Source organism: Diplocloster hominis (assembly GCF_032380655.1).
In the GTDB taxonomy this organism is placed as follows: Bacteria; Bacillota; Clostridia; order Lachnospirales; family Lachnospiraceae; genus Diplocloster; species Diplocloster hominis.
Genome location: NZ_JAWDIY010000031.1, coordinates 18,924 through 42,148 on the forward strand (window position 1 = coordinate 18,924; position 23,225 = coordinate 42,148).

Consider the following 23,225-nt stretch of genomic DNA (forward strand, 5'->3'; position numbering starts at 1 on the left):
AAGAATGGTTGGATTTTGCTCATGCAATTTACAGCAAATTCATAGACAGAGGCAAGTTTGCATTTGAAACAGTGGATCTGTAATGTGAATAATTTCATAACAAATACAAGGGGGATTTCCATGAAAATGAGAAATGGATGTAAGAAGATTGCATGCGCGATATTGGCAGGTTTATTGATTTTTGGGATGCTGTCGGATCGGATGCTTCCAAGAGCATGGGCGATAGGTTCAACAGTAGAAACTGGTAATTCGGGGAATCTTCCGGAACCGTCAGCCAGTCCGAAAGTCACGGAACCAGTAGTCGATCCGTCAGCCACAGAACCCCCGGAATTAACGGGATCCCCGAAACCAACGGCCGTTCCATCAGCCACAGGAACCCCGGAGCCAACGGCCGTTCCATCAGCCACGTATCCTCCGGAGCAAACAGCCAGTCCTTCAGCCACAGAAACTCCGGAACCGTCAGCTGCGGGAACCCCCGGACCATCGTCCAGCCCGGTCCCGACCGCAGCTGCGTCAGCCAGTCCTTCCCCGCTGCCTGCGGATGTTTTACCTATCCAGGGCATAAACTCCAAAAACAACTCTGCGACACTGGAACTGACCAGTGATTTTACGGAAGACGAATTCCGGATCGGAGCTGAAAAGAAGTTCAATGTCACCCTGAGTATCACCGGCACCGGAGTGGAAGAGCCGGTCGTAGTGCTGACGGTTCCAAAGGGAATCACCGTCAACTATTTTCCTAACGAAAATGACCAGACGCTGGGACCAAATCTGGCGGATGGAACAAAAGTAGTATCACAGACGGATTCCGAAGGGAACACGACGCTCACGTATCGTTTCAAACCCAATATAACTTCGCTGGGATTCAATATAACGCTCTTGCCCACGTACAAGCTTATGGAGAAAGTCTACGGAATCACCGCGGAATATTTTAACGGAACCACGCCCATAGCCGACAGAACCGTGATAACGAAGTTCTATAATAGTACGCTTCATCTGGAGGGAGTCTATCTCTCCAACAGCTCGAACAAGCAGTCTAAAGTTATGGACGGGTCAGCTGCTTATGATATGCCGTGTAAGATCGGATTGATCGGTGTTGCCAATCATTATTCCTACGATTCCTTGAAACTGGAGATCCCTATTCCGGAAGAGGCACTGCCGGGATTCGGGGAAAAGGATCAATATACGCCTATGGAAGAAGGCGTCGCCTATCCGGTTGAGGATGACTACGGCGGATACCAGGTGACCTATCAGTCCTCTTATTCTTATGAGAACGCAGACGGGAGTCTTAATGGTTCAACCAAGACATTAATCTATGATTTCCCGAAGGAGCATAGCTTTGTATCGAACTCAGCCATATTAAACCTTACCGGAAATATTTACCTTAGGTTTGTTAACCCATCGGCTCAACTGTATTATAATCCTGTCTCCGGCAGGGTGAGCGCGGATGTCGGAACGGAAACCGTACTCTTACAGGACTACGAGACCCATACCGGAACCTGGGATTCCAGCTATGGTCTGCGCTACAATCTGCTGTTCCTGTTTAAGGAATATAATATAAAGGATGATTTTAACCTGGACAGCATGATCCTATACTCGGAGTACGGCAGCTATCAGTCCGTACTTCCCCTGGATCAAAAAGCTTATAATAATTGTACGATTCAAAATAGTACAGAATACACTTTATATGATGTAAAAATAAACTATGTCCTGGATCCGCGCGCTTACTGCGATAAAGTCAGGTTTTTCCTGGATGACTCCGGAATCATGCCGTCCGCTGCCAGCGTTGAATATCAGACGAAAAGCGGAGCGATCAGGACGGAACAGCTGAATGTGGATCAGACGATACTGACGGCAGAGCCGGATGATCCCATCACCCGGATGACAGTCGTCTTCGATCATCTGGGCGGAACCGGCATATACGTCAAAAGTTTACTATATATCTATAATACGAACAGAGACCGGCTTAACAATGTATACACAAGTAATACCGCGCAGATCATCTCGGCCCGTTGTCAGGAGCTGACGGAGCAAGGCATCGGACTGGGAACGGATGATGCGCCGTATAACTCTGATTCGGAAATAACCAGCGGTCAAATGCGGCTGAGGACGACTGACAGCTATAGTCCTGGCTGCCAAGTATCTCCAACAAGCCTGAACAAAGGAGATACGGTGACGGTAAGCTTTAACGCCAACAACTCCAGTGATGCGCTGATTAAAAATCCGTCCTATTACCTGGTCATGCCCAAAGGGTTTATTCTAAGGGATTTCAAACCGGTGAAGGCCTATGAGGGCGCGCCGTATACGCTGCGCCAGAAGACGCTGCCCGACGGAACGCAGCTGTTCACACTAAAGTATGCGGATAATCAGGAGCGGACGGAGACGTATTATCAGATGCATAAAATGGTATTTTACGTGGGTCCGTCCGTGGACACGTCCAGGACTTATTCCACCGAGCTGCCGCTTGGCTGCTACGTGGAGCATGAGCAGGAGATCTTCACTACGCCGAAGTATTCTTCTGCGGATGTCAATGACTATAATGAGAACGGCCGTACGGATGACTATCTGGCCAGGCCCGGGAGCCTTAATTCTGTGCAGATCAATTCGGTGAATGCGATCAGTGTACAGGGGTTGCTCGACAGCACCGCCGCGGCCGGTGAAAGTGAGGAGCAGCAGTTTCAATATGGATCTGACGGGCACTATAATCTGTATTTCTATAACGGCAACCGGAGTGGACTCGAACCGGACGACCTGGAAATTCTGATTCCCCTTCCACGAAAGGATACTTCGAATCAGAGCGGAGGTATCTCCTATACTTCCCGGTTCGGCGGGATTCTGACCGGACCGGCGGAACTGAAAGGGGATTTCCTGACCGATGCGGCGGTGGAATACAGTACCGACGGAGGAAACGGGTATGCAGCCGCAGTTCAGAATTATGAGGATGTGACGGATATCAGGATCCGTTCGGCGGAAGGTAAAAAATTCGCGGAAAATACGGACTTTTCCGTTCATATTCCGATACGCGCCCAGTTTCCGGAAACAGTCTCAGAGAAGGATAAGGCATATTTTAGCCCGGACATCACCTACCGCAAAACAGACGGCTCCGGCCGGGAATCCCTGACCGTAAAACCGACGGCGATGGTTGCGTCTATGACGAATATAACAGGTACGGTATTTAAAGACTATAATGGTAACGGGGTGCTGGACAACTCAGAAGCGAATCCCGGGAAAAGTTACCCGGTCGAACTGTATCGGGGAAACGGGACGGATGGGAGTGCCCTTAGGACGACAGCCACGGATGAAGCCACCGGCAGATATCAGATTGGTTTTCTGACTCCAGGCACGTACACGCTCAAGGTTCAGAAAGCGGACGACGAGTATTATCCGGCCAACAGTCATTTTGACCGCGAAGGGGTATATACCTTTACGGCGCTGGAAGGAACAAAGCCTGCTGTCACGGACATCAATCTTGGAATTATATCCGGCAGAACCCTGAAAACCAATTTTTCAGAAGTCAGGATCCTGGAAGGAAAGACAAGGCAGATCGTCCCGGACGTCACTCCGCGGCTGGAACCCGGCGAGACGATTCACTATGAATCCTCCAATCCGGATGTGGCGGACGTGGGTGAGGATGGAGTCATTCATTTTAAAACGGAAGGGGTAACCACGGTTACCGTAAGTGTTCCGCAGCTTACCGGATTGGTGAACATGGGATCGGAGCCATCTGTGTCCAAAGAGATCAAGGTAACCTGCCAGCTTGACGGCTGCCATCTGACGACATCCCTGTATTTTGCCACAAGCAGTTCGGCAGCTTTTGAGAACGGGATCGTTGAGTTGGATTATAACTATTCAGCCGGAACGAAGAATATGTATCTATACGGCTTATTCCACGACAGCGGCTACTGCAATGACGCTTCCCACGCGCAAAAAGGGATTCGGATGGAAATCACCGGCAATACCTGCCTGACAGGGCAGATTACGAGTCAGTATGATTATGAAAAATACAGCCAGTTCCGCATTGCCTCCACAGGTGCGGGGAATATCGCGTTAAAGATATTTGATAATCGCGGTCATGCGAACGGGGCGCAGCCGGTTACGCTGACGGTCCATATCAAGCCGAAGGTAAGCTTTCAGGCCAACGGCGGAACGGTTCCCCCCGGGGAAAGTTCCAGGTATGTGATCTGCCAGGAACCGTACGGCGAACTTCCGAAGCCCACCCGTACCGGTTACGAATTCACAGGCTGGTTTACGGAGCAGGACGCAGGGACGAAGATCACGGGGACCGACACCGTCGAATTAACCGAAAACCAAACGTTATATGCGCATTGGAAGACGATCGAATATGAAGTGGCCTATGAGGCCAATACGTCCGATCCTTCCGTAACCGGGATGCCGGACGAATCACAGAAAAAACTCCACGATGTGAACCTGAAGCTTACGCAGGCTCAGCCCGGGCGTACCGGCTATCGGTTCGGCGGATGGAATACCGAGGAGGACGGAAAAGGGACTTCCTACGCGGCGGGGGCATCCTATCAGGAGAACAAAGGAGTCATTCTCTACGCGTGCTGGATACCAAAGACGGATACAAAGTATACCGTGAATCATTATAAACAAAATGTGGATGGAGTGGGATACGGCCAGCCTGAAGTGGAAAATCTGGAAGGTACCACGGCAGAGCAGGTCACACCGGCAGTGAAAGATTATACCGGTTTCACGTCTCCTCCCCCCAGCCAGATCACGATCGCCGCGGATGGTTCGGCCGTGCTGGACTATGAATATACCAGGAACCAGTACCGTCTGACAGCAGCAGCCGGCGAGGGAATCAGGGAAACTGCCGGAAGCGCCCCTTCCGCTTATTATGAGACTGCCATGAAGGTAGAAGCGGTGGCGGATACCGGTTATCATTTCAAAGAATGGGTCAGCAGCGCACCATCCCTGCTGCCAGGAAGCGGGACGGCAGCCTATGAATTCCACATGCCTGCGGGGGAAGTGATTTTGACCGCCCAGGCGGAGGCTGATATTTATCAAATCATCTATGAACTGGGGAGTGGAACCGCAGGAGGAAATCCGCTGAGTTACACGGTGGAGACAGAGACATTTACATTGGAAGAACCGGTGCGGAAGGGATATCATTTTATCGGATGGACCGGAAGCAATGGGGAAGAGGCGCAGAAGAACGTGGCGATTGAAATAGGCAGTACAGGGGACAAAAATTACAGGGCCAACTGGGAAACGGCAGAATATGATATCCGCTATGAACTCGACGGCGGAAGCGCAGAGGGGAATCCGTACACTTACACAGTGGAGACAGAGACATTTGCACTGTTGAATCCGGTGAAGACGGGTTACACATTCCTGGGCTGGAGCCGGACGATTGACGGCGTACCTGAGAAGATCATGGAGATTCCGCAGGGAAGCACCGGGGAGATTACGTTTTTTGCACACTGGTCTGCGAATCCGGACACTCCATATACGGTAAACCATTATCTTGAGGATATAGATGGAAAATATGTCTTAAAAGAACGTGAGGATCTCAGAGGAACCACGAATACTACAGTCACACCGGCAGTCAGGGAATATACCGGCTTTACCGCGCCTCAACCCAGACAGATCGTGATAGCGGCGGATGGCTCAGCCGAACTGAACTATGAATACGACAGGAACCAATACCGCCTGACCCGGACGGCCGATATTGGGATCAGAGAAATTACGGGAAGCGATTCATCTGTTTATTATGATGCTGTCGTGACAATAGAAGCGGTTGCGGATACCGGCTATCATTTCAAGGAATGGGTCAGCAGCGTTCCTTTGCTGCTGCCGGGAAGCGAAATGGCAGCCTATGAATTTCACATGCCCGCTGGAGAATTAACCCTGACTGCCCAGGCAGAAGCTGACATCTATCAGATTACCTATGAGCTGGAAAATGGGACCGCAGAGGGAAATCCGCTGAATTATACGGTGGAGACAGAGACATTTTCATTGGAAGAACCGGTGCGGAAGGGATACCATTTTGTGGGATGGACCGGAAGTAATGGGGAAGAGCCAAAGAAGAACGTAACAGTCGAAAAAGGCAGTACAGGGGATAAGAATTATATGGCCAACTGGATGCCGGTCGAATATAGCATGCGCTATGAGCTTGACGGCGGAAGCGCAGAGGGGAATCCGCAGACCTATACAGTGGAGACCGGGACTTTTGCGCTGGTGAATCCGGTGAAGACGGGTTACACATTCCTGGGCTGGAGCCGGACGATTGACGGCGTACCTGAGAAGATCATGGAGATTCCCCAGGGAAGCACCGGGGAGATTACGTTTTTTGCACACTGGTCATCCAGTCAGGATACTGCATACACGGTAAACCACTATCTTCAGGACTTAGAGGGAAATTACGTCCTGAAAGACCGGGAGGATTTAGAAGGAACGACCAACGCTTCCGTTACGCCGGCAGTTAGGAATTATACCGGATTTACATCGCCGAAAGCGCAGAGCGCGGTCATAAAGGCCGACGGGAGCACGACGGTGGACTATCACTACACCAGGAACAGTTACCGGCTGACATTTGACGCAGCCGGCGGAGAAGGCGGGACAAGCATGGGAGTAAAATATGGTTCTAAGCTTCACGCACCCCAGGTGACAAGGGAAGGGTATAGCCTGGACAGTTGGGTTCCTGCGCCTGCGGATACCATGCCCGCCTCCGACACCGAATACCGTGCGGTCTGGGCATCCACTGTGATATACGATGCGAACGGAGGTCAAAAAGCCCCGGCCGGTCAGGTGATCTTGGAAGGCGGGAACCTCACGGGGGAACTTCCAGTCTATGAAGGCAGCCTGTTCCAGGGCTGGAATACCAGGGCGGATGGGAAAGGAAAAGCCTATCTGGCCGGCCAGGTCTATAACGGCCCCGGCGTAACCCTGTATGCACAGTGGAGCCGGAGCGGATACCGGATCACCGGGAAGGTGGAGAATGATGAATATCCGGTTACGGTTACCATAATGTCAGGCAGCCGCACAGTGGCGGTAACGCAGACCGATCAAAACGGCAGATATGAATTCCATAACATCAACCCGGGAACTTATAATATCGTGGCAGAACGGCCGGGACATAAGACCATGACGCTATTAAGCGTGATCACGGACAGCAATGTGGAACACCAGAATATCAGGATGCCCAGGGAGGAGGTCAGCAGCCTGCTTCAGGTCGATGAGAACTTACCCGAGATTATAGTGGGCGGACTGGATAAAGAAGCGCTGCGGCATGCAGTTCCTGGTTCCCATATGAAAATATGGCTGTCGGTCAGCGAAAATGAAATCAAAAAACAGGAGCTGCTGGAACAACTGGGCTCCAACGGGAAGATGAAATATGAGCCGGGCATGGCGCTTGATATTTCTCTGATCAGACAGAAGGACAAGCAGTCACTTGAGTTCCTGGACGAGTCAGGGAACCTGCTGACCATACTGATACCTCTGCCTGAGAACCTGCAGGGAAAAAGCGAATACGTGATCTATCGCAGTCACCAGGGCAGCATCGATCTGCTTACAGCAAAGCCGAATTCATACGGGGAATATATCGAGGTGAATGAGCAGAAAACAGAGCTTACCGTCTACGCCAGGAGATTTTCCATGTATGCGGTCGCTTATCTGACGGACGAGCACGTAACGCCTGAACCTCCGGGTCACGACAGCCAGCCGCAGAATACTGCGTCGGGAGATTCCCGTAACGATGCGGCGGATACAAAGGATGATTCCCCGATTGGATTCTGGCTTCTGTGCGAATGCGGGGCTTTGCTGGGGATGGCAGCATTTATCGCCTCTCAGATCCGTAAGCGGAAGAGGTATCATTGATAGATTTAGAATATTTAGAAAGTTCGCTTGTAAGATAGCCACATGAAAAATAGTAGCGCTCAATAAAACCTCGCTGACTATTTTTCATGCATCGCACGTAAGCGGCTAAAAGACAGCCGCTAAGTACTCATAACTATAAAAAATAGAGAACATCCAAGATATGGATACTCGTCCAAAATAGAGTTTGTACCTGTTATATTACCATTATCTTAAACACTTCACATAATTAACCCGCAATATGGGGCTGTCTGGAAATAGATAGTCCCAGAATGGGGCCGGTGTGACTCGCCTGAGTCACACCGGCCCCTGAAATATTTCCTCAAAAAGAAAAAAGATGGCTAACAACAACCATCTTTCTCTCCGTTCCATGTTATAATGGAACTATGCAAAAACAAGATTATTATAACAACTTTTTTGAAATGGGGCCACAGAAAATTAAATCCAGACAAGGGGGGGTTGCGCACTAAAATAGAAGCTGCAAAAAGGAGGAGACAATCCCATAGAGAATTCCTGCTTTAAAAAAGCCCGGATTCTATGGGATTGTCTCCTCACTGGCTGGCAGAGGTTTAAAATCGGTATTAACCTACACCCCCAAGAATGCTAAGTAGTGCGAGAGCACCTTTCTAAGGAATTATTAAAATGTTGTTTTATAATTATGAGTAGCGAGAAACGCTTGAATGATTAAACCTTCATTGGTCCATGCATAATCGCTATTGTAACTGACGGCATCATCCAGGCTCATGAGCAGATAATTTTCGTCTACAAATAGATTTTCATAATCTTTGGGAATGAGTTCAAAGTACCCGATAGCATCCATCCATTCCTTGTTCGTCAATGCATATTGCATTGCGAGTTTTGCACTGCGTCCCATCTGCTGATGACCATCCTTATAGTCCTGGATACCTTCAAACAGATCGTATGCGTCCATAAATTCGCCTTGCTCATTGTAATAATTTCCTAATTGGTATACAGATTCATAATAATTTTCCAGGCCATTCTTAAGTTTTCCCAGTCCGCCTCGTAGAGAAAAGAAGACTTCGTATGCCTCTTCGAATTTTTTATCCTTCATCAGCTGCATCGCGTGGCTATAGGTAGCCATGGACTCACTGTTTTTATAATCTGCAAGGGCAGTAAAACGCAAAGAGGCTTCTTCATTCCTTGTTTTCTACATATTTGGCAGCCTGGTGATATTGAAACTCCGGTATCAGCAGATACTTTGTTAAGACAGTACATGCGGCCAGGACAGCACAGGCAATCAGAAAACTGGCTAGCAGACGCCTCTTATTTTTTTGAGGCTTGGAATTTTGAATATCCCCGGAAAGAGAAGGTGTATTATTGCGGGCCGGAAATGTCTTTGGATCAGGGAGAAGCCGTTCCTCGCCTTCAAACAGAGTACCGTCGGAAAACTGTACCTTTGTTACCGTAAAAGTAAAATGAGTCAAACGCTGATCCGGCAGGAAGATTGGGGTTTGGATGCCAAATATTTGATCTTCCGGCACGCACAGATCTGAATACAGATACGTCAAAGAATGAATAGGACCTACCGATTCCGATATGTAACAATCGATTTTTATTAACAGCGAATGGATCGGGCGGGATTGAATATTTCGGAATTTACATTGCAGGATATTGCGCTGCGCGGCAGAATCAAAAAGCAGAGCCCATTTTTCAAGGGCTACCGGACAATGTTGTGTCCTCAATATATGTGGATTGACTCGAATTGTCTGGTATCTGGATTCCATAATAGAGTGTCCTTTCCTTTGGGATCGCTGACCGATTATGATAATGAGATGGGCCCCCCAATGAGACATCCATATTAAAGAGGCGGGAGGGGTTCCTCAGGTACTACATCAGGTTTCTTTGGCGGAACCGGCTGTTGAGGATGGTTTCCTCCGTTTTGGGCAACATAACGTGGAGGATTTTGAGCAGAAGCCATACTGCGCATAATATTCAGATTTTGTTGCAGCAGCTCTATGATTTCCGCAAAACCTAAAAACAAGAAACAGGAAATAACACCGGCAATGATACAAGACAATGTAGCAGCTAATTCCGATTGCGTTAACATAATAAACCCGGATAAACAGCCTAACCCAAGCGCGGTATAGCCAATAGCAGTCAATGCTAAAGCTTTATTGTTTTTCATAAAACATTCCCTCCGTTTGTCTGATATTGATAAAAACCAATATGATTTATTCATAATTATAGAACATTTGAACAAAATACTCAAGATTAAATTAAGGTACCTTTCGGACAATACACCTCTTTTTAGCGTCCAGCTGCCTCTTCATCCCTGTTGTTTATAAGCAGCCGCAGCCGGAACATCCCCGCTTCCGCTTTATAATCGAGCAGCCCGCCATACTTTTTCGCAAACGCCGAAATGCGAGTGTGCCCATTCCATGCCCGGCCTGCCGGCTGCATGCGTGAATCGCGTTTTCTAACGCATTGACAAAAACGGTGGAGAGTTCAGCGGCATCCACAGGCAGATCGGCCGGAATATAGCCTATCCGGTTGAGGACCAAGGAGGGGATCAGATAACCTATCGGGCTTCCTATGCTTATGAGAGTGCAGATCAGAGTGTGATAGGTTCGACGAGCTCAAGACAGCCAATCGGATATCGTTATGATACCCTTTGTTCCATCTCATCTTGCTCTTGGCGTATCCTTCTTAACCATGTGCGGCTGTCCTTATAATCAATGGAGGCCAGATATTCAAAGATATTGGAAGCAGTCCATTGGTGGAACGCATGATAGATACGCTTTCCGGTAATGTAGAACTCTTCATCCAGAGCGGGGTCCTGATAATCATCCGGAAGGGCCATTCTCATTAATGCTGCCTTATCCCATTTGTCTTCCGCAATTTTATCGTACATTTCTTTTTCTAACAGATCGGTATAGTGTTCTTTGTAATCTTCATTGTTGAAAATAAACCGGAAATAGCCCAGGCCCTCCTCGGTATCACCAATTTTCAGGTAATATAAACCCACCTGATAACAGCATTCCATATACATATCCATCCCGCCGTCAAGATCCTTCAGACTTTTCTTTAAGCCATCCAGCGATGCATAACATTCCTCATAGTTTTTTTCCTCAAATAGCTTCTTTGCAATATTGAATTTAGCCACATCCTGAAGCTGGGCACTGTCCTTATAATGATACACTTTCTTGTATTGATCAATCGCTTCCTGATATTTTCCCTGCTCCAGCAGCAGCCCAGCGTATTGGTAACTGCACTCGTTCATTCTGTCCGGTACATCCTTATAATCACTTAATTCGGAGTAAAGCCCATACGCTGTCTCATAGTCATGGCTCTCCATCGCGGCATTGGCCATGAGATATTTCGTGGCTGGTATGCGCTCTGCGGAATCCTTATAGTTTCCCAAATCCTGATAAATTTTCAGCGCTTCGCTGTAATTACCATGTTTCACATAGGAATTCGCCATGGTATAGTATACAGATGTTATTCTTTCTGAGACATCCTTATAACCTTCCAATTCCTTATAACAGGCCAACGCCGCGTCGTATTCACCATTTTCGGCCAGGAATCCGGCATATCCGTATTTGGCTTCCATGTTCAGCTTCCCGGAATCCTTGTAGTCTCCCAGACCTTCAAAGATACTCTGCGCATCCGCATAATTTCCCTGTTCCATATAACTGAGCGCCTTGTGATAACGGTAATTCGGATAGATCACTTTATGTGATAAAAGGCCTATACTAAACGCAAAGATCAATATGCAGCAGATAGCGGCAAGGCGGATCAGACGCTTCTTCCGCCTTTGCCTGCTTTCTAATTCAGCCTGTTGCTTTTTTTGCCGTTCCGCCTCTTTTTCTTCTTCCATGCGCTTTTGCTCAGCGTCAGCAATCTGCTTACATTCCTTTAGATAGGCAGGATCCCTCAGTTTAAAGATTACATCTTTGGGAAAGCCGCAGTTGATACAATGCGCGGCATCGCTGGTGTTGACAGTCCCGCAGGCGCAATACCAGAATTCCTCCCGGTCCGTCGGCAGATTCATACAGTTAAGGTCTTTAATTTTATGCACTTCCTGAATAAACGTTTCTTGGTACTCCCCAAGACTTGAAATAAACTCGGGAGCGGGCAGGGGAGTCAGGGGAGTGCTGCCGGTCCATGTACTGCCATCTTCAAAAGTGATTGATTCGATGGCCAATTGAAACCCGTCAGCAACGGTGTTCGGAATATAAACAGGCGACTGGCTTCCAAAATGCTCCTGTCCTGCCGCCTGTAGGTTGTCATAACGATAACCGATCGTAACCGGCGCTGCAAGATTGTCCGGTTCCAAAAAACTGATCCGGATATATAATGAATTTATCACACGAGACTGTATGTTCCGAAATTTAAATTGCAAAAGATGAAGCCTTCTATCCAGATCACATAAAAGAGCGCTCTTCTCCAAAATTACCGGACAATCTTTTTGCCACAGCGTTTCGGTAAAGATTCGAAGTGTTTGATATTTGGATGGCATAGTAAAAACAATCCCTCCTTAGCTCATATTGTTGAATAGAATACAAAAGTATAGTTGTTTACAGCGGCCGCAACGCGTTAAATTTCGGCTATGCGGCATAATTGTTGCCTCTATAATTTATTTTTACATTCATTATAAAGTTCCGTTGCCCCGTCAATATCTTTTAACGAATTAAATATCTTTTTAAGTGTGAACAAACATTCACTATAGTTTTCCTGATCAAAGAATTTTTGAGCCTTCTTAAAAATTGCGATTTTTTGGAGATCGGCGCTGTCTTTATAATTATAAATTTCTTTATATAGATCGACCGCCTCCTGATAATCTCCCTGATCCACCAGCACTCCGGCGTAATGATATTTGGCTTCCGTTATTCTTTCCGGAACATCCTTATAATCGCCTAATTCCGTATATAATTGGTATGCTGTCTTATAATCTTTGCTTTCCATATACGCACTAGCCATAAGATATTTTGTCTCGGGTATCCGTTTAGCGCAATCCTTATAATCCGTCAGATCCTGGTAGATCTTCAAAGCATCGCTGTATCTGCCATTTTCAACATATTCATTTGCCAACTGATAACGAACAAGATCGATCTCCTCCCCTACATCCATAGAATCGTTTAGTTCGTTATAATATGCCAGCGCACCATCGTAATCTTTGTTCTCCGCCAAGACTCCGGCATAGGCATATTTCGTTTCCAGCAGCTTTTTTGGGGAATCCTTGTAGTCGCCCAGGCTTTCAAATACCTGCAAAGCGTTGTCATAATTCCTGTTTTCCATGTAACTGACTGCTTTGTCATAGTGGTATTCCGGATAGAACACCTTTACGGAAAGCAGGCCGATACCAAAAAGCAGCACCAGGGAACAGCAGACGGCAGTGATGCGTAATAGCACCTTTTTCCGTTTCTTTTTGTTTTCAAGTTCTGCCTGGAGGTTTTTGAGCCTTTGTGCCTCCTGTTCTGCCTCCAGGAGTTTTTGCCTGGCATCTGTCTCCTGCTTGCGGGCTTTTAGAAAGTCCGGATCTCTCAGCTGAAAAATGGCCTCTTTTGGGAGGGAACAGTTGATACAATGGGTCTCGTCCTTTCCATTGACAGTCCCGCAGACGCAATACCAGAATTCCTTCCGATCCGTCGGCAGATTCATACAGTTAAGGTCTTTAATTTTATGCACTTCCTGAATAAACGTTTCTTGGTACTCCCCAAGACTTGTGAGATAGTCCGGAGCAGCCAGAGGACTAAGAGGAGAGGCGCCGGTCCATATGCTTCCATCCTGAAAGTGAACCGACTTGACCGTCAGTTGAAATTCATTGACTTCTTTCTTTATAACATAAATGGGAGACTGGATTCCGAACCGGTCATGGAAGGCGGCATGAATTTCGTGGTAGCGGTAATTGATCGGAACGGTCGAAACATCATGATCCGTTTTCGGAAATTCGATTTCAATATGTACGGACTCTATAACCTTAGATTGTAAGTTGCAGAACTTGAATTGTAAAAGATGAAGCTGTTTGACGGTATCATACAGAAACGCGCCTTTCTCCAGCAGTACGGGACAATCTTTCTGCCATAGCATGTCTGTAAAAATACGGTACGTTTTATACCTGGCTGCCATAATTTATAAAGCTCCCTTCTTTTTTGAATTTTAGAGAACATACGAGCGCTGCTTGGAAAATCCTTTACAAATATTCTATCACAATAGTCATTGTATAACCAGTTAATTTCGACAGGCTTTGAGCAGTCTCCGGTTCCCGGATTTTTCCGGCAGTTCCGCTTATGTGCAGTTGAAACCGGCAGCCCCTGTCCTTCCAATTGTGCCAATTTTACCCTTCATAAAAATTTCACATGAAATAACTTGTATTTTTACTTCACCTAAAGTACAATAAAAAAGGTTCGTGAAAAATTCAATCCTGGAGGATATGAACTTGAGAAAAAAATCGCACATATCACTGGCGAAATATATTGTAGAAGCAAATGGAACCAAAGAGCTTTCCAAACACAAGAAAGCCTTTTACCTCGGCAGTATCCTGCCGGACTGCAAACCTTCTTTTCTGACAAAAAAGCACGAATTTAACGGGACTTTTGAGGAAGTCCGGACCGAAATAAAAAGACTTACCATAAACTGTGACATCATGAAGCGCAATGCCCGGGTCTACTGGAGAGATCTCGGTCAGGTGATTCACTACATGGCGGACTACTTCACCTTTCCGCACAATGCTACCTATGAAGGAAACTTAAAAGAACACTGTATTTATGAAAAACATCTGAAACATGGATTAAGAGAATATATCAGAAGCGGAGAAGCAGCCAGGAACGCGGGCAGGATGGAAAAGTTCGAGACACCGGACGCGCTTTGCAGCTTCATCCAGAAAGCGCATAATGAGTACCTGGAATTCAAAAGATCGGTAGAAGAGGATTGCAGATATATCGTAGCACTTTGTCATCAGGTGGTGGAGGCAATTATCTATCTGCTCAACAAACAGATCGAGAAATTCCTCGCCATAGCTTAAGAAAAGACCGGGCGGTTTGGACTCTGTTGGAGTTTGAACCGCTCATTTTATTTCATAGGAATGTGCTCCTATGAAATAAAAAAACGCTCCGCGGGGATCGCACTGCGGCGGAAAGGAAGATGCCGCTTACGCGGCCCGCCGCAGGCGGGGAGTTTCGCAAGCGAAACTCTTTTTCACATATTTTTATTATACAACAAGGAGGAAACAGAAATATGCTAAAGATCGCACAATTTCAGAAAGTAAGCATTGATCAGTTTGAAAAGGATTGGAAGGACACATTCCTTGGGACACCGGATGAAGTGGTACGCAAAGTCTACGAAGAGATCCGTATGCCGTCCCGCGCCACGAAAGGTTCTGCGGGATATGATTTTTACAGTCCGCTGGAATTCACCCTGGAGCCGGGGAAAACGATCAAAATCCCTACGGGTATCCGGGTGAAGATGGAAGACGGCTGGGTGTTAAAACTCTATCCACGCAGCGGCCTGGGCTTCAAATTCCGGCTCCAGCTGAACAACACGGTTGGAATTATTGACAGCGATTATTTTTATTCCGATAATGAAGGACATATCATGGCTAAAATCACAAACGATTCCAAAGAAAACAAAGTCCTGCAGCTAAAGGCCGGTGACGGATTCATGCAGGGGATCTTTGTACAGTTTGGGATCACGGTAGACGACGAGGCGGATGCAGTCCGCAACGGAGGGTTTGGATCTACTTCGCGGTAGGGCAGTCCGGGAGCCGCAGCCGGACGCGATGCTGCCGGCGCCAGCCCCACAGCCCACAGCCAGTCTCAACCGGTCCGGCCTGCTCAGCCGCCCATCACCGCCCTGACTACTGATTGCTGAGTGAAAGGCGTCTGGTAAGTGGTACACAGGTGAATGATTGAATGTAAGTGTTTGCAATTGACAGAAGGGAGCTTATAGTATGATTCAGTTATACCGCGGAGAAGGAAAGGGAAAGACTACAGCAGCCGTGGGAGGCGCGGTACGCGCAGCCGGAGCGGGAATGCAGGTAGTGTTCGGCCAATTTATGAAGGGAAATGAAACAGCGGAACTGACAGAATTGAAGAAAATCCCTAATATCCATATAGTAAGAAGTGATGAAAACTTTGGCTTCTACTTCCAGATGACAGAAGAGCAAAAGAAACGGCTGACAGATATCCACAATCAGATCCTGGTAAAAATGAGACGGCTGGCAGAGCAGGGAAAATGCGATTTCCTGGTGATGGACGAACTCACCTATCCGATCAACTACAATCTGATCGAAAAAGAACCACTATACCAATTTTTAGAGTATAATAAGGACAAGATAGAAATAATCATAACAGGCAGAAATCCCGCCCCCCGTATTCTGGAGTTGGCAGACTATGACTCAGAGATCCTCTGCCATAAACATCCCTATGAGCGTGGAATAAAAGCCCGCCATGGTATAGAATACTGACCTATGCATTCCTGCCAGGCAGCCTCCCCGGTGCGGGCCATCCTCCGCCAAACCATTCACTCCCCCAAAAAAAGTAGGTGCCCAAAACGGAACATATCACAAAGCGAAAAATGATCGATTTTTTCTATGAAGTAAAAAAATACGCGTCGATGGCAGCCATAGGAATCGCGCTGGTCATCGGTGTGCTCCTGGTATCGGGAATCTATTCCGGCACCGTGGTATTCTGCGGCTGTATGGCCGGTGCGCTTTTGTTCCTGTATGGACTCGCCCGGCTGATCCGCAGCAGGCGCTATTTGAAGAAATACTGTTCGCTTGGGGAGGAAGCAGTGGATTATATGGTGATGCTGCAGGGAGCGTATCGGAAGAAGCTGGTAAACAGCATTGTGATCTGCTCGGTGCTGATTATGAGTTCGATCTGGTCGTTTATCTATATGCTCCGGGTGACCAGGATGGACGCGGGGGAAGTCCTGGCATTTTCAAACATGTGGATCGCGGCGGTCGGCGTTTATATGGCGGTGAAAGATGCGGTCTGTGTTTATTTCTGCAACTGGCTGGTGGATAAGGAATACAGCAGGTCCCTGAAGCGTTACCTGACCAGGCTGTTGTTGTTTATGGTTTTTTACTGGACTGTGGTTGTCGTTGTATTTTCCTTTATGGAAAGCCGGGTGGCCAGGTGGAATACCTGGATGCTGGCGATTCTGATATTCAGCATGGGATTTGCCCTGAAGTGGCTGATGAATGTGGATTCCTGGTGGATACAGCCATTTATCAATATGATCCCTATGGTAAATCACCGGCCTCTGACGGTGGACTATGAGGAGGAGACCGGGGTTTACTCCATTACGATGTCCGGGGACGCGGATTTCAAAATTCTGCAGATTACAGATATTCATCTGGGAGGAAGCTTCTTTTCGGCCAGGAAGGATGAGAAGGCGCTGGAAGCGGTGTTTGAACTGATCCGCAGCGCTTTGCCGGATCTGGTGATCGTTACCGGAGATTTCGTGTTCCCGCTGGGGATTCAATCCTTATCGTTTAATAACCATGCACCGATGATGCAGTTCGCTTCTTTTATGAGGAATATCGGGATTCCCTGGGCGTTTACGTATGGGAATCACGATACGGAGTTTGTGGCTTCCCATACCGCGGAGGAAATGAGAAGGATGTTTGAGGTGTTTTCGTATAAGAATACGAAGAACCTGTTATACAGCAGCGTCCAGCCGGGAATCAGCGGGAGAAGCAATCAGATGATAAAGATTCTGAATCCGGATGGTTCCCTGAACCAGGCCTTGTTCTTGCTGGACTCGAATTCTTATACCGGGAGAGGATGGAGCCGGTATGATTATATCCATGAGGATCAGGTGATCTGGTACGAGGAGATGATCCGGGAATTGTCCGCAGAAGAGGGACGACAGATCAGCTCCCTGCTGTTTTTTCATATACCGCTGCCGGAATTCCGGGAAGCTTATGAGAAATATAAAGCGGGCGACCCTGAGGTGGTCTGTTACTACGGTGAAGTGGGGGAAAAGAACGGGGCGATCAGCTGCCCGGATCACCAGAGCAGGCTGTTTGATGCAGTGACGGCTCTTGGCAGTACGAAGGGGATCTTTGTGGGACACGATCACTATAACAATATATCTCTGGAGTATAAAAAGGTCAGGCTGACCTTCGGAATGTCCATTGACTATCTGGCGATGCCCGGGATTTCCAAACGGACCGAGCAAAGAGGTGCGACGCTGATCACGCTTCATCCGGATTCGGGGATTGATATCCGGCCGATACGGTTAACTGAGGTTCCGGAAACAGATGAGAAGTAAAATGAGATATATAGTAAATCAGATATATGGGATAAGAAAGTCCGCTGTTAAGTTTAAAAAAATGATACCGCGCATGATTGGATAACAGATTGTATAGCAGGTGTTGTTGACTGGGTAACCGGTTAATGCTATACTTTATCGTGTATTTACAATCCAATATGAAAAGGTGCCCCCGCACAGCCGGTGCAGGGGATAATAGGGAAACAGGTGAAAAACCTGTGCGGTCCCGCCGCTGTAAGGCTTATGCGGATCAGCTGACAGATACCACTGTATGGAACCAATTCGGGATTCTGTATGGGAAGGAATACGATCTGCGCAAAAAAAGCCGAGCCAGAAAACCTGCCTTTTGATAGGACTTACGCAAGCTGTCACGGAGTATGACAGGGTGTGGGAAATGGATCCTCTCAGGGATGTTTTTTCATACGCTTTTTTATGTGTAAGCCGCATAAAAGAGCGTTTTTTCGTTCATTAGGATCGTTTGTCCTATTGAATAACCCCCATCCGGGGGTGGCGGAGAAGGAAGCTGCGAACTCTTTTCGGCAGAAAGTGATTGTTGGAGGAACGAATGAAAAAAGGAATACTGGTAGTGAGCTTTGGGACAACTTACCGGGATACCCGGGAAAAGACGATCGGAGCCATCGAAGAAAAAATACGGGTCTCATTTCCGGAGTATCGGATCTACCGCGCTTTTACAAGCAAGATCGTCCGCAGCAGGATCGAAGAAGCGGAAGGTATCCGGGTTTTGGATGTGGAGAGCGCGCTTAAGCAGATGCTGGCGGATGGCATAGAGGCGGCGGTGGTACAGCCCACCCACATAATCGACGGAATCGAGAACGAACTGATGAAAGAGGAAGCTAAGAAGTACAGGGAATGCTTCCGGTATCTCGGGATAGGAGAACCTCTGCTGAAAAGTGAAGGGGATTATGAGATCGTAGCGGACATATTGGAGCAGGAAAGACCGGAGAAGGGACAGGCAGTTGTATTTATGGGACATGGCAGCGAGCATCTGGCAAATTGCTCTTACCGGCGTCTGCAAAAAGTACTGCACGGCAGAGGCCGTGAGGACTACTACATATCGACCGTGGAAGGAAAGCCGGATATCCATGAGACCCTGGGGCAGGTGCGCAGCGGCGGCTACGAATCCGTCTCGCTGGTCCCTTTTATGATCGTAGCCGGCGACCATGCGAAAAATGATATGGCCGGTGAGGAAGACTCCTGGTGCCAGCTCTTTCGGGCGCGGGGATACCAGGTTCAATGCAGGTTAAAAGGCCTGGGGGAAAATCCGGCGATACAGGAGCTGTTTATCTCCCATCTTCGCCGGGCTTTGCCACAATAAGAGACAGATAACCCGCGGAATCCGGAATATCCTTAAGGGCAGGGTAGATTCTTTCTGTCGGCAGGCCGCAGTTTTCCACCATGGATGCGGTAAGGCTTCGATTTTTTAACTGGTCCCGCACCTGTGCCAGCTGTTTTCCGGATTTCATCAGAACCTTAGTGCCGGGAAAATCAAGCACATGCTCCATGGGATAGGCTCCGGGGATGATGACCAGGGGCTGTGCCCTTTCCACCAGACCGATGTTTAAAGCGGCGGCCGCGGCGCAGAACGAGGGAATCCCGCTTATGATTTCTGTCGGATAGCCGTGGGAGGAAGCGAGCTTTTTCAGATACAGATAGGTGGAGTAGATCACCGGGTCTCCCAGGGTGAGAAAACACACGGATTCTCCTTTGGACAATATCTCCTCGATCTGTGTGCAGCCGGCTTCGTGGCTGGCCTGAAGCCGGGATTCATCTTTGGTCATGGGCATCCGTATGTACAGACAGGGCTTGTTTTTAATCGCAGGAACTGCCTGGACGGCGATCTGATAGGCGGCGCAGCTTTCTTTGTCCACGCCGGGGATCGCGAGCCACGCAGTATCCGTAAGAATCCGGACGGCTTTTAGAGTCAGCAGTTCCGGATCTCCGGGACCGACGCCTACGCCGTATAAAGTACCATTCATGGATTATTCTCCTTTCCTATGGCGGCAGAGGAATCCAAAAGGATATCGGCCACAAATTATCTGCATTGTATCATGGGTTGGAAAGATTGAAAAGTAAAATTTTCGGGTGATCAAAATGCTGGAAGAATACAGATATAAGGATAAAAAGAAATTAAGATGCGGTTACACCACCGGGTCCTGCGCGGCCGCAGCGGCCAAGGCGGCCGCCCAAATGCTGCTTGGCGGGAACCGGATCGAAGCTGTGGAGCTCGCGACGCCGGGAGGCGTGCTACTGCGGCTGCCGCTGTATGGTGTCCGGCTGCAGAACGGTGCGGTAACCTGCGGGGTGAAAAAAGACGCGGGAGACGATGCCGATGTCACGGACGGAATTATGATCTATGCCACTGTACGTAAAACAGAGCAGGAAATCCGTCTGGACGCGGGAGAAGGCATCGGCCGGGTGACACGGGAGGGACTTCAGCAAAAGCCGGGACAGCCGGCGATTAACCAGGGCCCGCAAAATATGATCCGGCAGGCGGTGGAAGAGATCGCGGACCGGTATGGTTATGAAGGGGGTTTTGATATCATTTTGTCCGCGCCGGAAGGAAAGCAGATCGCGGAAAAAACCTTTAATTCCAGACTGGGAATCGAGGGCGGTATCTCTATCCTGGGTTCTACCGGGATTGTGGAGCCGATGAGTGAGGCAGCGCTGGTGGAGACGATCCGTTTAGAGCTCCAGGTGAAGGCAGCGGCCGGTATCCGGGAAGTGATGGTGGCTCCAGGAAATTACGGAAGGGATTTTGCTTCGGAACAGCTGGGGATTGATCTGGATAACTGTGTGAAATGCAGTAATTTTATAGGGGACACCCTGGATCTGGCGTGTCAGATGGAGTTTCACAGCCTGCTTCTCATCGGGCATATCGGAAAACTGGTGAAGATCGGAGCCGGGGTTATGAACACACATTCCCGTTTCGCAGATGCCAGAATGGAGACCTTGTCCGCCTGTCTGCTGCAGGCGGGGGGAGACGCGCAGCTGGGAAGACGGATTCTGGACTGCGCGGCCACAGACGAGGCGCTTAAGATCCTTAAGACAGCGGGAATGACAGAAGCGGTGATGAACGTATTGGTAAATAAGATCGAGGCTCATCTGAACCACCGGACGGGCCGGGAGTTGGAAACAGGCGTGATCCTGTTTTCTAACAAGTATGGATTATTGGGACAAACGCAAAACGCGGACCGTTTGCTTAAGCGGTTTCGCGATGGAGCCGCAGAACAGGAGAGCAGGTGAAAGTATGGTAAATATTGTGGGAGCAGGTCCCGGCGCAGAGGATCTGATCACGGTGCGGGGGCGGGAACTGCTCCGTACGGCGGATATCATTATCTACGCCGGGTCTTTGGTTAATCCGAAGCTTCTTGAGGAGGCGAATGCCGGCTGCCGGATCTATAACAGTGCTTATATGACACTGGACGAGGTGGTGCAGGTGATGGTCGATGGGGACCGGGCCGGGTACAGCGTGGTGCGCCTGCACACCGGAGACCCGTCCTTATATGGAGCCATCCGGGAACAGATGGACAGGCTGAAAGAAGCGGGAATTCCCTGTCAGGTATGCCCTGGAGTCAGCAGCTTTTGTGCGGCAGCAGCGGCTTTACAGGCAGAATATACACTTCCAGCGGTTTCCCAGTCGGTGATCATCACCAGAATGGAAGGGAGGACGCCGGTGCCGGAGTTGGAACAGCTGCATCTTCTGGCGGGACATGGCTGCACCATGGTGATATTTTTGAGTGTGGGCATGGCGGAAAAAGTACAGCAGGAATTGCTGCGGGGCGCTTATTCAGGGGATACGCCCTGCGCGATCGTGTATAAAGCCAGCTGGAAAGAGGAACAGATCGTCCGGGGAATGTTAAAAGATCTGCCGCAGATGGCCATCACCCATGGAATCCGGAAAACCGCGCTGATCGTGGTAGGAGAATGCCTGGGGGATGATTATGAACTGTCGAAGCTGTATGATGCGTCCTTTACCACAGAGTTCCGAAAGGGGACAGAGGCATGAAGCGGGGGGCCATCCTGTCATTTACGGAAATAGGCACCGGACGGAATCTGTGGCTGGGTGAAAAGCTCCGCGGGCAATACCCTGATATGACGATAGAGAACTATGCGGTCAGCCGGTTCGCATCGGGAGAATGCAGGCCGTTTACAAGTGTTGCAAAGCTGATGCGTGAGCTCTTCCCCAGTATGGACGGGATTCTGTTCATCGGAGCTATGGGTATTGCCGTGCGGAGCATTGCGCCGCTGATCGCGGGCAAAGACCGGGATCCGGCGGTGCTGGTGATGGATGAGCTGGGGAGATATTGTGTCAGCGTTTTATCCGGACATCTGGGAGGCGCCAACGAATGGTGCCTGGAAGTTGCCGAATGCGCCGGAGCCCAACCGGTGATTACCACGGCTACGGACTGCGAACAATGTTTTGCGGTAGATGTCTTCGCGGCAAAGAATTTTCTTAAGGTTAGCGAGATCGGTAAAATTAAGGAAATCTCCGGCCGTATCCTGGAAGGGAAAAAGGTGGGAGTGGCAGCGGAAGCGGAGATCTTAGGGCCGGTCCCGGACGGCTTACAGTATTCTCCCATATCTTCGCGGGAAGGGGCCGTGAGGTCAGAGAAGCGGGATCATTTAGTCAGCACAGGGGTGCCGGAGGAGGTAGGTTTCTATATCGGTTATGACAAAACGGCACAGCCGTTTCAGACTACTGTGCACCTGATCCCCCGGGATCTGTTCGTGGGGATGGGATGCAGAAAGGGCACACCGCTCCCCCGGCTGGCCGGTTTCTTAGACCGTGCTTTCAGGGAGCGGGGGATGGCATCTGAACGAATCCGGGCGATTTACTCCATTGACCGGAAAAGGGAGGAAGAGGGCCTGGTACAGCTGGCGCGCAGACTCGGGGTCCCGTTTGTGACATTCTCAGAGGACGAGCTTCGGAAGGCAGAAGGAGAATATCAGGGCTCCGCCTTCGTGGAACACACAGTCGGAGTGGATAATGTCTGCGAGAGAAGTGCGGTGCTTGGAAGTGAGGGCGGTGTATTATTGATTCCCAAACAGGCGGAAAACGGTATGACACTGGCCGTTGCGCAGAAGCCATATCGGCTCCGCTGGTCATGACCGAGGGAAGAGTTCTGACATCC

The 23,225-nt window shown here is 49.0% G+C and carries 15 protein-coding genes and 1 riboswitch; of the genes, 9 read left to right on the plus strand and 6 right to left on the minus strand.

Annotation, left to right across the window (positions count from 1 at the left end):
- Window positions 1-120 precede the first annotated feature (120 nt).
- Window positions 121-7,836, plus strand: a complete 7,716-nt coding sequence (locus ABC831_RS21090; protein WP_343250045.1) for an InlB B-repeat-containing protein — start codon at window positions 121-123, stop codon at window positions 7,834-7,836.
- A 634-nt stretch (window positions 7,837-8,470) separates the two neighbouring features.
- Here ABC831_RS21090 and ABC831_RS21095 read toward each other — a convergent pair.
- The 5 genes from ABC831_RS21095 to ABC831_RS21115 form a co-directional block, all read right to left on the minus strand.
- Window positions 8,471-8,914, minus strand: a complete 444-nt coding sequence (locus ABC831_RS21095) for a hypothetical protein (RefSeq protein WP_343250046.1) — start codon at window positions 8,912-8,914, stop codon at window positions 8,471-8,473.
- Window positions 8,915-8,987: 73 nt separating this feature from the next.
- Entirely contained in the window at window positions 8,988-9,362 is a 375-nt protein-coding gene (locus ABC831_RS21100) for a hypothetical protein (RefSeq protein WP_343250047.1), read from the minus strand.
- Window positions 9,363-9,652: 290 nt separating this feature from the next.
- Entirely contained in the window at window positions 9,653-9,979 is a 327-nt protein-coding gene (locus ABC831_RS21105) for a hypothetical protein (protein ID WP_343250048.1), read from the minus strand.
- Between the two features lie 474 nt (window positions 9,980-10,453).
- On the minus strand, window positions 10,454-12,163 hold the full coding sequence (locus ABC831_RS21110; protein WP_343250049.1) for a tetratricopeptide repeat protein: 1,710 nt from the start codon (window positions 12,161-12,163) through the stop codon (window positions 10,454-10,456).
- A 260-nt stretch (window positions 12,164-12,423) separates the two neighbouring features.
- Window positions 12,424-13,923: a tetratricopeptide repeat protein gene (locus ABC831_RS21115; protein WP_343250050.1), complete on the minus strand. Its 1,500-nt coding sequence runs from the start codon at window positions 13,921-13,923 to the stop codon at window positions 12,424-12,426.
- Between the two features lie 310 nt (window positions 13,924-14,233).
- Here ABC831_RS21115 and ABC831_RS21120 point away from each other — a divergent pair, with 310 nt between their 5' ends.
- From ABC831_RS21120 to ABC831_RS21140, 5 genes are all read left to right on the plus strand, one after another.
- Window positions 14,234-14,818 (plus strand): zinc dependent phospholipase C family protein, encoded by a 585-nt coding sequence (locus ABC831_RS21120; RefSeq protein ID WP_343250051.1) that lies wholly within the window; start codon window positions 14,234-14,236, stop codon window positions 14,816-14,818.
- A 212-nt stretch (window positions 14,819-15,030) separates the two neighbouring features.
- Window positions 15,031-15,543 carry a dCTP deaminase/dUTPase family protein gene (locus ABC831_RS21125; RefSeq protein WP_343250052.1) on the plus strand — a complete coding sequence of 171 codons (513 nt, stop codon included), beginning with the start codon at window positions 15,031-15,033 and terminating at the stop codon, window positions 15,541-15,543.
- Window positions 15,544-15,742: 199 nt separating this feature from the next.
- Window positions 15,743-16,258, plus strand: a complete 516-nt coding sequence (locus ABC831_RS21130; RefSeq protein WP_343250053.1) for a cob(I)yrinic acid a,c-diamide adenosyltransferase — start codon at window positions 15,743-15,745, stop codon at window positions 16,256-16,258.
- A gap of 110 nt (window positions 16,259-16,368) precedes the next feature.
- The gene (locus ABC831_RS21135) at window positions 16,369-18,072 is read left to right on the plus strand and encodes a metallophosphoesterase (RefSeq protein WP_343250054.1); all 1,704 of its coding nucleotides are present in this window, start codon (window positions 16,369-16,371) and stop codon (window positions 18,070-18,072) included.
- A gap of 147 nt (window positions 18,073-18,219) precedes the next feature.
- Window positions 18,220-18,433: riboswitch (cobalamin riboswitch) on the plus strand.
- Window positions 18,434-18,637: 204 nt separating this feature from the next.
- On the plus strand, window positions 18,638-19,408 hold the full coding sequence (locus ABC831_RS21140; protein WP_343250055.1) for a sirohydrochlorin cobaltochelatase: 771 nt from the start codon (window positions 18,638-18,640) through the stop codon (window positions 19,406-19,408).
- Here ABC831_RS21140 and cobI read toward each other — a convergent pair.
- Window positions 19,374-20,069, minus strand: coding sequence for a precorrin-2 C(20)-methyltransferase (cobI, locus tag ABC831_RS21145; RefSeq protein WP_343250056.1), 696 nt, complete (start codon window positions 20,067-20,069; stop codon window positions 19,374-19,376). The genes ABC831_RS21140 and cobI overlap by 35 nt on opposite strands.
- Window positions 20,070-20,184: 115 nt before the next feature.
- Between cobI and cbiD the strand changes: the two genes are divergently transcribed.
- The 3 genes from cbiD to ABC831_RS21160 are packed head-to-tail and all read left to right on the plus strand — an operon-like array spanning window position 20,185 to window position 23,202.
- Complete coding sequence (cbiD, locus tag ABC831_RS21150; protein WP_343250057.1) at window positions 20,185-21,336, plus strand: cobalt-precorrin-5B (C(1))-methyltransferase CbiD; 1,152 nt, start codon at window positions 20,185-20,187, stop codon at window positions 21,334-21,336.
- Window positions 21,337-21,340: 4 nt separating this feature from the next.
- Complete coding sequence (cobM, locus tag ABC831_RS21155; protein WP_343250058.1) at window positions 21,341-22,099, plus strand: precorrin-4 C(11)-methyltransferase; 759 nt, start codon at window positions 21,341-21,343, stop codon at window positions 22,097-22,099.
- Window positions 22,096-23,202 carry a cobalt-precorrin 5A hydrolase gene (locus ABC831_RS21160; protein ID WP_343250059.1) on the plus strand — a complete coding sequence of 369 codons (1,107 nt, stop codon included), beginning with the start codon at window positions 22,096-22,098 and terminating at the stop codon, window positions 23,200-23,202. The genes cobM and ABC831_RS21160 overlap by 4 nt, the downstream gene beginning before the upstream one ends.
- Window positions 23,203-23,225: the final 23 nt, after the last annotated feature.